This window comes from Streptomyces sp. NPDC029139 (genome assembly GCF_055564335.1).
Genome location: NZ_JBVHWN010000011.1, coordinates 183713 through 197476 on the forward strand (window position 1 = coordinate 183713; position 13764 = coordinate 197476).

The window sequence follows — 13764 nt, forward strand, 5'->3', positions numbered from 1 at the left end:
CGCGCGTGTCCCTCCGCGCGCGCCCTGTCGCGCGGGGCGACGGCCGTGCCTCGGGCCGTGATCACGGGATGCGAGAATGGGTGGTTTCCCGTCCCTTCCCGAGGAGGCCCCCGCCCTCATGGCGACTCACGGCCCGCGCGTCAGCCGCAGGACTCTGCTCGTCACCGGCGGGACCGCCGCGGTGTCCCTGACGGTGGGGGGCCTGGCGGGGATGGCCCTGGGCAGCAGCGGACGCGGCGCGGACGTGCGGCCGTCGCAGCCGGTCGGGGCGTTCGACATCGGCCGGGCCGCTCGGCTGTGGTCGCCGACGCCCTTGCACGAGACCTCCGGTCCCCAGTCGTTCGCCTTCGACGACGTCCGTCACCAGGTGTACGCGCTTCAGGTGGTCCCGGGCGGCGTGCGACTGGCCGACGAGGGCGAGGACGGACCGGTGGACGCCGAGACGCGAAAGCGCGCCGGAGACATGTGCGTCACCCGGTACTCACGTTCCGGGGAACAGCTCGGACACATGTATCTGCGCGGCTTCGGCCACGGCATCTCGCTGGGCGTGGAGCCGGAGGGCGACGAGGTCTGGCTGTGGGTGGAGTCGCGAGCGCACGCCAAGACGGGTTACGGACGTTCGGTGGCCCGGGTGCGCTTCCGCGACGGGTCGGTCCTGGACAGCGACGACCGCTCGGTCGCGCACCATCGGCCGACGCCGCCGGACAGTACGAGGGTGCATCCGGCCCTGGATCTGACCACCCGGAGGGTTCTCGTCAGTTACCTCGACGGAGACGGCGAGCACCGCTATTCCGTGCACCGAATGCGGGACGTGCTCGCGGAAAACCGGGCACCGCTCAAGGACTTCCGCGTCCCGGCCGCGCTCGAGGGCGAAACGTTCCAGGGATGCGCGCTGCATGGGAATTACGTCTACCACCTCACCGGAAATCCCTACAGCAAGTCTTCCGGAAAAAACCCTCCCGCCGTCGGCGGGAATACCTATGTCTCCGTCATCGACCTGAAGACGGGATATATCGCCGGTCGCGCGCTGGTGACGGTCGACGCTGACCTCCCTTTCCGGGAGCCTGAGGGCATTGCCGTACGAACCGCCCCGGATCCGCTTTTGTGCGTCGCGTTCTCGGTCAAAACGCCCGGCCGCCGGAACCTCGCCCTGTACGGCTTCGAGCGCGGGTCCGGGCACGATAAGTAAGGGCTCCATGACGAACCGTGATGGTTGTACGCGGAACCACCACGCTTCAGAAACCGTTCGATAACTATTCCGTAAACAGAGGTGTTGTCTTCACCTGCTGTACACCTTCGTCACTTCCGACGGTCACGCCCGCATATACTTCTCAAACACTTCACAGGGTCTGCACGGTCGACAGTCACGCCCCACCGTGGCGCAGTTTCGGCGCAGAGTGACGCGCGTCACAAAGTCGCGACGCGTATCCAGCAATCGGCGCGCCAGCCATGGCAAGGAGGGGCCGCACGGCCATGGGCAAACAGCAACGTCAAGCATTCCTGGGTGTCCTCATATCGAGCGCCCTGGTGCTGAGCTTCCTCGGGATGATGGCCGCGGTCGTGATCCCCTCGCTCACCGTCTTCGCCGCCTCGGCCGCCGTCAGCTACCTCGCCGACATGCTGCTGCACAGCGCCCAGTCGACGACACTGGACCGGCTCAGGGACTCGCGCTTCGGCCTGACCATCCGCTTCATCATCCGGCAGTTCCTGCTGCTCGCCCTCTGCGGCTCGATCGCGGACATCGACTCGTTCGTCGTCCAGCTGGCCTCCGTCGGACTCCTGCTGCTGTTCGCGCTCCAACTGGCCTACGGCGCGCTGCTGAAGCACGTCCGCAAGAAGCGCCAGGAACTGCCGTACACGACGCGCGGGCTCGACATGGAGTCCCTCGGCATCCGGCGCATGCCCCATCCGTTCCTGATGGAGAAGCACGTCCGCAAGACGCTGCACCTGGACATCCCGCTGTTCGCCGGCGCGCTCGGCACGATGGCCACCGACAACTGGCGGTACGTGACCTACGGCGGCATCCTCTCGGTCTCGGTGGCCTATCTGGCGCTCCTGGTCCTGCTGCCCGGCGCCCGGAACGCCCTGATCCTTCCGTCCACCGACCAGGCCATCGACGAGCTCAACGACGAACTCGCCCGGTACCGTCCGCAGGTCGCCCTGTACTTCACCTTCGCCGCGATCTCCCGGGACTTCATGTACCAGGTGAACATGTGGCTCGAAGCGCTGGAGTCGATGGACCTGCGCCCCATCATCGTGCTCCGCGAGCGGGCCACCCTGCGCTTTCTGGACGCCACGTCCGTACCGGTCATCTGTGTCCCGAAAGCCGAGTACCTGGCACGTGTCGAGATGCCCGAGCTCCGGGTCACGCTCTACCCCGGCAACGCGGGCAAGAACGTGCACATGCTGCAGCGCCACGACGTCAAGCACGTCTTCATCGGTCATGGTGACAGCGACAAGGCGGCCAGCAGCAACCGCGTCAGCAAGGTCTTCGACGAGATCTGGGTGGCAGGGCGCGCCGGGCGGGACCGCTACGAGCGCATCAAGCACGCTGTTCGGCCCGAGCAGATCGTCGAGGTCGGTCGCCCCCAGTTGATGTCCCTGCGCCGGTGGACGGGCTCGGTCGACAACGAGATACCCACGGTCATCTACGCCCCCACGTGGGAGGGCTGGACCGACGACGCCTGCTACACCTCGGTCATCCCGGCCGGCGAGAAGCTCATCCAGAACCTCCTGTCCTACGAGCGGCCGCTGCGGATCATCTACAAGCCGCACCCGCTCACCGGCTCACGGTCGCCCGCGGCGGCGGCGGCGCACCGGCGCGTCATCGCGCTCCTCCAGGAGGACAACGCGCGCCGGTTCGGCCGTAAGATCCTCGACTCGAAGACCGCCGGCCGCAAGCTGGAGCGAATCGACAAGAAGCTCGCGCTGCTCCAGGAGCGCGGTGTGCGTTCGCGGTACCCCGACCTCACCGAGGCGGAGCGGACCCTGCGGATCCGCAAGCTGCGCGAGCAGGCCGGCACGCTCTACTGGGACTCCCTGCCGGTGGACGCCCACCATGTCGTGACCGACAGGATTCCCACGCTGTACGACTGCTTCAACCACTCCGATCTGCTCATCGGTGACATGTCGAGCGTCGTCTCGGACTTCGTGGCGACCCGCAAGCCGTACGCGATCTTCAACCTCGAGGGCCTGCCGGACGACGTGTTCCGCAACGAACAGCGCACCGCGTACGCCTCTTACCTGCTCGACACCGACTGCAACGGCCTCCAGACGGCCCTGGACGCCATGTTCTCGCTGGACCAGGACGTCATGGCCCCGTACCGGGAACAGCTCAAGGACTATCTCCTCGGGACGGACCAGCCGCCGTCCTCGTACCGCTTCGCCAAGGCCGCGAACGACCTCTACCGGCGGGGACTGCGGGACTTCCCCATCGAGTACCCCGAGCGGCCCGGGTTCCCGCAGCAGCCGGGTCCGCACCCGTCGGAACAGCAGCCGCGACAGCACGCCTGAGCCTCCGGTGCCCGACACCCCGTAGGCAGCAGTCCCTCACTCTTTCCAGGAAGCAGGAAGATCTTGACCACGCGCGCCACCCGTCGCCGTACTGTCGCAGTTGTCCTCGCCGGTGGCACCGGGCAGCGCATCGGGCTCTCCATACCGAAGCAGCTTCTTAAGATCGCGGGAAAGCCCATCCTGGAGCACACCCTGCACATCTTCGAGAACGCTCCGGACATCGACGACGTCATCGTGCTGATGACGCCGAGTCATGTCGCCGAGGCGGAGCAGATCGTCGCCCGGAGCGGACTGCGCAAGGTGTCCCGGGTGCTCGCCGGAGGCAGCACCCGCAGTGAGACGACGACGATCGCGATACAGGCGGTGGCCGAGCGGCTCGAGGGGAACGAGGACTGCAACCTGTTGTTCCACGACGCGGTGCGTCCGCTGCTCTCCCCCCGCGTGGTCAAGGAGTGCGTGACGGCGCTCGAACGCTACTCGGCCGTCGACGTGGCCATCCCGTCGTCCGACACCATCATCGTCACCAGGACGCACGGCGCCGACGGCGAGTTCATCACCGAGGTACCCGACCGTTCCCGGCTCAGGCGCGGCCAGACCCCCCAGGGCTTCCGGCTCTCCACGATCCGCGAGGCCTACGAGCGGGCGGCCGCCGACCCCTTCTTCCAGGCCACCGATGACTGCTCGGTCGTCGTGAAGTACCTCCCCGACGTGCCCGTCCATGTCGTTCTGGGCGACGAGTACAACATGAAGGTCACGCAGCCCGTCGACGTCTTCATCGCCGACAAGCTGTTCCAGTTGGCGTCGACGATGGCTCCCGCCCACAGCGGTGACGAGTTCTACCGGGAGCGGCTGGCGGGCAAGACCCTGCTCGTGTTCGGCGGCTCCTACGGCATCGGGGCCGACATCGCCCGGATCGCCGAAGGATACGGAGCCCGGGTCCACGCCCTCGGACGCTCCACCACCGGCACCCACGTCGAGAACCCCGACCACGTGGACGAGGCGCTCGCGAGGGCGTACGCCGAGACCGGCCGTATCGACTACGTCGTCAACACCGCGGGGGTCCTGCGGGTCGGCCGGCTCCACGAGACGGACAACGCGACCGTCCGGGAGGCGCTCGAGGTGAACTACCTCGCACCGGTGAACATCGCCCGCGCCTCCTACAAGTACCTGGCGGAGACCAGCGGCCAGCTGCTGCTGTTCACCTCCAGCAGCTACACCCGCGGACGCGCCGAGTACAGCCTCTACTCCTCGACGAAGGCGGCCATGGTGAACCTCACCCAGGCCCTGTCGGACGAGTGGGCCGAGGACGGCATCCGAGTGAACTGCGTGAATCCCGAGCGGACCGCCACCCCGATGCGGACGAAGGCGTTCGGGCAGGAGCCCGCCGGTTCGCTGCTCTCCTCCGAGGAGGTCGCGCGCAGCTCTCTGGACGTCCTGCTCTCCGGCATGACCGGTCATGTGATCGACGTACGACGTCAGGACCCCACGGCGACGGCCTCGGCCTCGGCCTTCGAGTCGGCACTGACGCAGGTGCTGACCAGCTCCGAGAGTCCCGCTCTCTGAGCATCTTCCTCAACTCCTCGTCCTGACCCGGCCACGTCCCCGGAGACTCCGTGAAGATCGACTTCCTGATGTACAGCGCCTACGGGCAGGCCGGTACGTCCGTCGCCACCCAGACGCTCGCCAACTCCCTGGCCGCCCGGCAGCACGACGTCCAGCTGGTGAGCATCTTCCAGTACCACGACGTGCCGCCGCTGCGCTTCGCGCCGAACATCAGGCTGCGCACCCTCGTGGACACCCGCACCGGCTCGCCGGATCTGGAGCACCCGCTGCACCAGGAGGCGAACCAGTACGACATCGGCTACAAGGCCGACGACAAGAACCGCTACAGCAAGCTCGTGGACGAGCGCGCGGCGGCGTATCTGCAGAGCACGGACGCGGATGTCGTCATCGCCACCGCTCCCGGCAACATCACGTTGCTGACCGAGCTGGGCACCGGGCGGTACGTCTCGCTGGGTCAGGCCCACACGCACTATCACCACCAGAGCCCCGCCTCCCGGAAGATGCTGGACGCCCAGATCCCGCGGCTCGACGCCTTCGTGACGGTCACCCACAAGGACGCCCAGACGCACCGGGACGCCTACGGCGCCGTCGGGACGGTCTTCCAGGCCATCCCGAACGCGACCACGGGCACCTTCATGCGGGCCGACGTGGGCGCCTCGCGGATCGTGACCTCGTCCGGGCGCTTCGTCGACTGGAAGCGCTTCGACCTGCTCATCAACGCCTTCGCCCAGCTCGGTACGAAGCATCCCGAGTGGACGCTGCGCATCTACGGCAGCGGCGTGGAGAAGGCGAACCTCCGCAAGCTCATCGACGACCTCGGGGCCAACGAGCGCATCCAGCTCATGGGGCACACCAAGTATCTGCGTGAGGAGCTGGCCAAGGCCGCCCTGCACACGTCGACGTCCACGGACGAGACCTTCGGTCTGACCATCGTGGAGGCCATGACCTGCGGCGTGCCGGTGCTCAGCACGGCGGGCCCGCACGGCCCCTCGGAGATCATCGACGACAGTGTGAACGGCGCCCTGTCGCCCGTCGGTGACGTGGACGCCTTCGCCAAGAGCCTCGACTGGCTCATGGGCGACGCCGACCTGCGGATGCGGCTCGGCGCCAACGCGCTGGAGAAGTCCCGCGTCTACAGCCCCGAGGCCCAGGCCGAGACGTACGAGGGCTTCCTCACCCAGCTGCTCTCGGCCCGCGACTTCCGCCCCGAGGCCCTGTGCCGGGCCACGGCCTCCGGCGACCTGGAGTTCGTGCTCGACCCCGCCACCGCGCCCGGCGGGCGCTTCACCGTGCTGTGCGTCAACGCCGCGGACGGCAGGCAGGCGTTGATGGTCTCGCCCGTGGAGCAGACCGCCAACGGACACCTCTACGCCACCGTCCCGGGCGCGCTCCGGCTGGCCACCGGCACCTGGAACGTGCTGCTGCGCCGAGAGGACGACGGTGTCCTGCGCCGGGTCAAGATCAAGGAACTCCAGCAGACCGCGAACTCACTGATCTCCGCCCCGGGCGACCCCGGTCCGGTGCGCTTCAGGAACTTCACCCGCTCGGGGGACGACGGTTGTCTCCAGATCGTCTCCCGCGAGCTGGCCGCGCACGCGGAGGTCCTCTCCGTCGAGACGAACGGCTCGCACCTCTACGTCCAGCTCTACCCGCTGGGGGTCCCCGCCTCCGCGGCCGCCGGCCCGCAGGTGGACGTCTCCGGGCAGGGCGCGCACGTCGTCGCCCAGAGCCGGAAGAACAAGGACGCCTTCTTCTCGATCCCCTGCGCCTTCGCGCCCGGGCAGGCCGGCTTCACCCTCGATCTCCACCAGTACGCGGACCGGATGATCGACATCGACACGGGCTGGGACCTCTCGCTCGTCGTGCCCGGGAACCTGACGGCCGACGGCACGTCCTACCGGCTGAGGCTCGGCCGCTTCCGCGACGACATCCTCAAGCGCAAGCCGGTGTACGTGCATCCGAAGACCACGCTCTCCACCGCAGGGGGCCGCTCGGTCACGTATCACCCGTACTACACCGACAGCAACTACCTGTCGATCGGGCTGAAGCTGTCCTCCTGAGGGCCTGTCCTGCTGAGGGCCCGTCCTGCTGAGGGCCCGTCCTGCCGAGGGCTCCTCAGACGCGGACCGAGCGCTCCAGCGTGAGGCTCGGTCCGCCGGTCTGGCGGGCGACGCGCAGCGCGCCGTCGTCACCGATCAGCGCGAGCACCACACGGCCGTACGCGTCGTGCGCCAGGGCCGGCCCGCCCGCAGAGACCTCGCCCGTGGGCGACCACCAGGCACCGCCGCCCTCGTTCTCCGTACCGAACGCGGTGAACATGATCTGGCCGTCGTGCGCCCGGTGGGCAAGGACCGTGCAGTCGTAGCCGCCGAGCAGGGCCCGCAGTGCCGACACCGGGCCGGACACGGCGGACCCGCCCATCGGAATCGCCCACGTTCCGGGGCGATGGGCGACGACCGTGCCCATCGCCTCGTCCGCCCAGTAGTACGTCACCCTGTCCGGCGCCGTCTCCAGTCCGACAGCGGTGCCGGGAGCGTGCGCGAAGGGGATGTCGTGCTCCCGCCCGTAGGCGCCGTCGGAGGCCCGCCGGCTCAGACGCAGCGTCAGTCCCGTCCCGGGGACCAGCAGTTCCACCCGGCCGGAGGCCAGGGTCACCGCGGCCGTCCCGTCATGGGTCCGCCTGCCCTTCAGGTCCTGCCACGGGTCCCACTGACCGCCCGGCTGCTCGCACCGAAGAAACAGACTTCCGGCGAAGTTCCGTACGACCACGTGCAGCAGTCCGCCGGCGCTCACCGCGGCCGACGGCACGCCGAGCCCGGCCGCCTTCACGGGGTCCCTGTCGGGGTTGCCCAGGGAGCGCCACTCGGTGAGGGGACGGCCGCTCTGGAACTGGGTGGCGCTCACCAGGTCGACGATCTCGCCGGCCTCGTCGTGCCGGGCGCGGCGGCCCACGAAGTACACGAAACCGTCGGGGGCCTGAGCCACGGACAGATGCGTGAGGCCCGGTACGGGCAGGAGCTCGGGTCCCGTCCACTCGGGTCCGCCGGGGAAGGTCTCCGTCCAGCGCAGCACCCCCTCGGCGCCGAGCGCGTAGGCGGTGAGTCTGCCGTCCTTGCCGAGGACGAGCCACCGGCCGCCGGCGGTGCCCCGCGCGCTGGGCCGCCGCTCGTTCGTGTCCGGGAGGGGTGCGCCCTCGAACGGGGTTCTCCCTCTGGCAGCGCGCCTGGATCTGACCGGCATGGTGTGAGGTCGTCCTTCCCCGAAGTTCCCCGGCTCCGAGTCCGGAATTGCCCATCTCCCTTTGGCGTCTCGGCAGACGGCAAGCCGTGTCACGCAGGATGTGCGAATGGAATGCCGGAACTGAAGGGCTGCGCGATTAATTATACGCGATTCGAAAATACGTCTATAGTGCATGGCCTGCCCCCCACGACGTGGACCGGCCCCACCCGAGTCCCCAACTCCATCCCGCCCTTTCCGGGCCACGAGATCAAGGGACTCGAGCAGTTGAGCCACGACGTCATGCCTCCGGGCCCGCGCGCCGCACGGCGGGAAAAGGCATCCAAGCGCAAGGGCAAGCGCCGGACCGGGCGGATCATCCTGCTGGCGCTGCTCGTTCTCGTCCTCGCCGCCGGTGGCACGACGTACTGGATGTACTCCAGCATCGACGGCAACATCAAGGGCGTCGACCTGGACAAGGCGCTCGGTGACGACCGGCCGCAGCGGCTGCCGACGACGGGGCAGAACCTGCTCGTGCTCGGTTCCGACTCGCGGGCGGGCGCCAACGCGTCGCTGGACGGGGGCAAGGTCTCCGGCGCCCGCTCGGACACCGCGCTCGTGGTGCACATACCCGAGGGCCGGACCCGGGCCACCGCCATCAGCATCCCCCGCGACACGCTGGTCACCCGGCCCGAGTGCGAGAAGTCGGGCGGTGGCACGGCCCCGTCCAAGCAGCGGGTCATGTTCAACTCGGTCTACGCCCAGTACGGTCCGGCCTGTGTGGTGAAGACCGTCGAGAAGATGTCCGGAGTGCGGCTCGACCACTACCTGGAGATCGACTTCTCCGGCTTCAAGGACCTGGTCGACGCGATCGGCGGCGTCACCGTCGACATCGACGAGCCCATCAAGGACGGCGCGGCGGGTCTCGACCTCGACGCCGGCCCGCAGAAGCTGGACGGCACGCAGTCCCTCGCGTTCGTACGGACCCGGTACGGCGTCGGGGACGGCAGCGACCTCGGCCGCATCGGGAACCAGCAGAAGTTCCTGATGGCCCTGCTCGGCGAGATCAAGCGGCAGGACCTGCTCGGCAGCCCGGCGAAGGCGTACAAGGTCGCCGACTCCGCGACGAAGGCGCTCACGACCGACTCCGACCTGAACTCCCTGACGAAGCTGAGCGAGTTCGCTCGCTCGATGAACGGCGTCGACCCGAGCAACATGGAGACGATCATGCTGCCGGTGGCGTACGACAAGATCGACCCGAACCGCGTGGTCGCGGCGGAGCCGAACGCGTCGCGGCTGTGGAAGGCCATCCGGGAGGACTCCCGGATCCCTGAGTCCGCGAAGAAGTCCCCGGCGACCGGCGGCTGACATCCTGTCCGTATGGACCCGGAGCCTCAGCTGCCACTTCTGATCGTCGACAGCGCCAACGTGGTCGGGTCGGTCCCCGACGGATGGTGGCGGGACCGGCGCGCGGCCGCCGAGCGGCTGCGGGACCGCCTCGCGAGCGGGGGCGGGCCGGCGGGCGGCCCCTTCGAGATCGTGCTCGTCGTCGAGGGCCGGGCCCGCGGCGTGGAGTCCGTGCCGGGCGTACGGGTCGAGGAGGCGCCCGGCAGCGGCGACGACCTCATCGCGGACCTGGCCCGGAACGCGGCCGGCCGGCCGTGTCTGGTGGTCACGGCCGACCGGGAACTGCGGCGGCGGGTCGAGGAACACGGGGCCCGCTGCGTGGGCCCGCGCGCCCTGCAGGTCTAGGACGTGGGGCGCAAGTCCGTCTGGCCCGCGCGCCCTGCCCGTCTAGTACAGCGCGTCCTGTCCCGCCTTGCCGAGGCGGCTGTTGCGGCGGCCGTACAGGAAGTACACGACGATGCCGATGGCCATCCAGACCGCGAAGCGGAACCAGGTCTCGCCCGGCAGGTTGAGCATCAGCCAGAACGAGGCGGCGATGGAGAGGATCGGGAGCACCGGCACCCACGGGGTACGGAAGGCGCGGGGCAGGTCGGGGCGGGAGCGGCGCAGCACCATCACGCCGATGGCCACGACGACGAAGGCGAAGAGCGTGCCGATGTTCACCAGGGTCGCCAGCTCGTTGATGCTGGTGAAGCCCGCGACGATCGCGATGACCACGCCGAGCAGGATGGTCGGCCGGTAGGGCGTCCGGAAGCGCGGGTGGGTGATGGAGAAGAAGCGCGGCAGGAGTCCGTCGCGGCTCATCGCGAAGAACACGCGCGTCTGGCCGAGCAGCAGGATGAGGCAGACGGTGGTGAGACCGACCGCGGCGCCGAAGCTGATCACACCGGCGTAGAAGGGGTGGCCGGTCGCCTTGAAGGCGTCGGCGAGCGGGGCGCTCACCGACAGCTCGCTGTAGTGCTGCATGCCGGTCACGACCAGCGCGACGGCGACGTAGAGCACCGTGCAGATGAGCAGGGAGCCGAGGATGCCGCGGGGCATGTCGCGCTGCGGGAGCTTGGTCTCCTCGGCCGCGGTGGCCACGACGTCGAAGCCGATGAAGGCGAAGAAGACGACGGAGGCGGCGGTGAAGATGCCCATGACGCCGAAATTGGTGGGCTCGTAGCCGAAGATCGTCTGGACCAGCGGGGCGTCCCAGCCCGAGCCGGCGGGCGGTGTCACCGCATCGGGGATGAACGGCGAGTAGTTGTCGCCGACGATGAAGAACAGACCGGCGACGATCACGATCATGACCACGGTCACCTTGATGGCGACGACGAGCGCGGTGATCCGGGCGGAGAGCTTCATGCCGAGGACCAGGATCACCGTCAGGACCAGGACCAGCAGGAAGGCGAGGATGTCGAAGGTGCCGCCGGCGGCGTCCGGTCCCTCGAGCGCCGCTGGTAGATGCCAGCCGATGTTGTCCATCAGGGACCGGACGTAACCGGACCAGCCGACCGCGACCACGGCGGTGCCCAGCGCGAACTCCAGGACGAGGTCCCAGCCGATGATCCAGGCGGGCAGTTCGCCGATGGAGGCGTACGCGAAGGTGTACGCCGAGCCGGCGACCGGGACCGTCGAGGCGAACTCGGCGTAGCAGAGGGCAGCGAGGGCGCAGACGATGCCGGCGGCGACGAACGCCAGCGCGGTGGCGGGGCCCGCGTTCTCCTTGGCCACCTTGCCGGTGAGCACGAAGATGCCGGTGCCGATGATGACACCGACTCCGAAGACGGTCAGGTCCCATGCCGAGAGGGACTTCTTGAGTGCGTGCTCCGGTTCCTCCGTGTCACGGATCGACTGCTCGACCGTCTTTGTCCGGAACATCCCGGAGCTCGCTCGTGGGTGTTGGTCCGTGCTCACCGTCGTACCTCCGTGCCGTCGGTCACAGGACCCATGATCGAGAGGGTTCGGTGTTCCCGCCTGCCCGGGAATCGGGGTTTCACACGAAAGGACCGGCCGGGCCACACATGGTGTGGTCCGACCGGCCCAATGGTGACGGTGTGTCACCGGTGTCGCGGGGGGCGCTCCGGGGTCAGTCGCGCGCGGACTCCACGGCCTCGCTGCTGTCCTCGTACCGGCCGTCGAGGCGCGAGACCAGGCCGGTGACCTGGCGGGCGATGTCCGGCGCGGTCAGGCCGATCTCGGCCATCACCTCGGCGCGTGAGGCGTGGTCGAGGAAGCGCGGCGGGATGCCGAAGTCCCGCAGCGGTACGTCCACGCCGGCGTCGCGCAGGGCCTGCGAGACGGCGGAGCCGACGCCGCCGACACGGCTGTTGTCCTCGACGGTGACGACGACCCGGTGCCGGTCGGCGAGCGGGGCGAGCGCCTCGTCGACGGGCTTGACCCAGCGGGGGTCGACGACGGTGGTGGTGATGCCCTGCTTGTCGAGGAGGTCGGCGATCTCCAGGCACATCGGCGCCAGCGCGCCGACCGAGACGAGGAGCACGTCGGGCCGCTCGGAACCGGGCTCGCGCAGCACGTCCATGCCGCCGACGCGGCGCAGCGCCGGTACGGCGGGGCCGACCGCGCCCTTGGAGAAGCGGACGACGGTCGGGGCGTCGGTGACCTCGACGGCCTCGCGCAGCTGGGCGCGGACCTGCTCGGCGTCGCGCGGGGCGGCGAGCCGCAGGCCGGGGACGACCTGGAGGATCGACATGTCCCACATGCCGTTGTGGGAGGCGCCGTCGGTGCCCGTGATGCCGGCCCGGTCCAGGACGAAGGTGACACCGCACTTGTGCAGGGCCACGTCCATCAGGACCTGGTCGAAGGCGCGGTTGAGGAAGGTCGCGTACACCGCGAAGACGGGGTGGAGCCCGCCGGTGGCGAGGCCCGCGGCGGAGACGGCGGCGTGCTGCTCGGCGATGCCGACGTCGTACACGCGCTCCGGGAACGCCTTGGCGAACTTGTCGAGGCCGACGGGCTGGAGCATGGCCGCGGTGATGGCGACGATGTCCTCGCGCTCCTTGCCGAGTTCGACCATCTCCTGGGCGAAGACGCCGGTCCAGTCGGCGCCGGAGGAGGAGATGGGCAGACCGGTGTCGGGGTGGATCTTGCCGACGGCGTGGAAGCGGTCGGCCTCGTCCTCCAGGGCCGGGCGGTAGCCGCGGCCCTTCTCGGTGAGGCAGTGGACGATGACGGGGCCGCCGAAGCGCTTGGCGCGCGTCAGGGCGGACTCCAGGGCCTCGATGTCGTGGCCGTCGATCGGGCCGACGTACTTCAGGCCGAGGTCCTCGAACATGCCCTGCGGGGCGATGAAGTCCTTCAGGCCCTTCTTGGCTCCGTGCAGGGTCTCGTAGAGCGGCTTCCCGACGACGGGGGTGCGCTCCAGGATGTCCTTGCCGCGGGCGAGGAAGCGCTCGTAGCCGTCGGTGGTACGGAGGGTGGCCAGGTGGTTGGCGAGCCCGCCGATCGTGGGGGCGTAGGAGCGCTCGTTGTCGTTGACGACGATGACCAGCGGGCGGTCCTTGGCGGCGGCGATGTTGTTCAGCGCCTCCCAGGCCATGCCGCCCGTGAGGGCTCCGTCGCCGATGACGGCGACGACGTGGTCGTCCTTCTTCAGGACCTCGTTGGCCTTGGCCAGGCCGTCGGCCCAGCCGAGGACGGTCGAGGCGTGCGAGTTCTCGATGACGTCGTGCTCCGACTCGGCCTGCGAGGGGTAGCCGGACAGGCCGCCCTTCATCTTGAGCCTGGAGAAGTCCTGGCGGCCCGTGAGCAGCTTGTGGACGTAGCTCTGGTGGCCGGTGTCGAAGAGGACCTTGTCCTTGGGGGAGTCGAAGACGCGGTGCAGGGCGATGGTCAGCTCGACCACGCCGAGATTGGGCCCGAGGTGGCCACCGGTCTTGGAGACGGCGTCCACGAGAAACGTCCGGATCTCCTCGGCCAGCTGGTCCAGCTGTTCCGGGGAAAGCCGGTCCAGATCGCGCGGTCCCCTGATACGGGTCAGCAATGCCACCCGTGCCTCCTTGCCATTGAGCTGGTCGAGCTTGCCGATTTGTCGAGTCTAATGTTCCGCCCCCGACCGCGGTC

9 protein-coding genes are annotated in these 13764 nt (G+C 69.1%); 6 read left to right on the forward strand and 3 right to left on the reverse strand.

From position 1 onward, the window contains the following. Window positions 1–118 precede the first annotated feature (118 nt). The 4 genes from ACZ4VW_RS23980 to ACZ4VW_RS23995 all read left to right on the forward strand — a co-directional run bounded on the left by ACZ4VW_RS23980 (window position 119) and on the right by ACZ4VW_RS23995 (window position 7136). Window positions 119–1189 carry a phage baseplate protein gene (locus ACZ4VW_RS23980; protein WP_467965636.1) on the forward strand — a complete coding sequence of 357 codons (1071 nt, stop codon included), beginning with the start codon at window positions 119–121 and terminating at the stop codon, window positions 1187–1189. Between the two features lie 284 nt (window positions 1190–1473). After that, window positions 1474–3513, forward strand: coding sequence for a hypothetical protein (locus tag ACZ4VW_RS23985; protein WP_467965638.1), 2040 nt, complete (start codon window positions 1474–1476; stop codon window positions 3511–3513). Between the two features lie 63 nt (window positions 3514–3576). After that, window positions 3577–5076: a D-ribitol-5-phosphate cytidylyltransferase gene (locus ACZ4VW_RS23990; protein WP_467965640.1), complete on the forward strand. Its 1500-nt coding sequence runs from the start codon at window positions 3577–3579 to the stop codon at window positions 5074–5076. A 50-nt stretch (window positions 5077–5126) separates the two neighbouring features. Beyond that, a complete protein-coding gene (locus ACZ4VW_RS23995; RefSeq protein WP_467965642.1) occupies window positions 5127–7136 on the forward strand; it encodes a glycosyltransferase in 2010 nt (669 codons plus the stop codon). Window positions 7137–7191: 55 nt separating this feature from the next. On the opposite strand, the gene ACZ4VW_RS24000 is transcribed toward ACZ4VW_RS23995, so the two are convergent. Further along, window positions 7192–8316: a PLL family lectin gene (locus tag ACZ4VW_RS24000; RefSeq protein ID WP_467965644.1), complete on the reverse strand. Its 1125-nt coding sequence runs from the start codon at window positions 8314–8316 to the stop codon at window positions 7192–7194. A gap of 264 nt (window positions 8317–8580) precedes the next feature. Here ACZ4VW_RS24000 and ACZ4VW_RS24005 point away from each other — a divergent pair, with 264 nt between their 5' ends. Then, window positions 8581–9660 carry an LCP family protein gene (locus ACZ4VW_RS24005; protein ID WP_467965750.1) on the forward strand — a complete coding sequence of 360 codons (1080 nt, stop codon included), beginning with the start codon at window positions 8581–8583 and terminating at the stop codon, window positions 9658–9660. Between the two features lie 12 nt (window positions 9661–9672). After that, window positions 9673–10044 (forward strand): PIN domain-containing protein, encoded by a 372-nt coding sequence (locus ACZ4VW_RS24010; protein WP_467965646.1) that lies wholly within the window; start codon window positions 9673–9675, stop codon window positions 10042–10044. Window positions 10045–10086: 42 nt separating this feature from the next. On the opposite strand, the gene ACZ4VW_RS24015 is transcribed toward ACZ4VW_RS24010, so the two are convergent. Together ACZ4VW_RS24015 and dxs are read right to left on the reverse strand one after the other, a co-directional pair. Beyond that, window positions 10087–11562, reverse strand: a complete 1476-nt coding sequence (locus ACZ4VW_RS24015) for an amino acid permease (protein ID WP_467965648.1) — start codon at window positions 11560–11562, stop codon at window positions 10087–10089. 208 nt (window positions 11563–11770) lie between these two features. Further along, complete coding sequence (dxs, locus tag ACZ4VW_RS24020; protein ID WP_467965650.1) at window positions 11771–13690, reverse strand: 1-deoxy-D-xylulose-5-phosphate synthase; 1920 nt, start codon at window positions 13688–13690, stop codon at window positions 11771–11773. Window positions 13691–13764 lie beyond the last annotated feature (74 nt).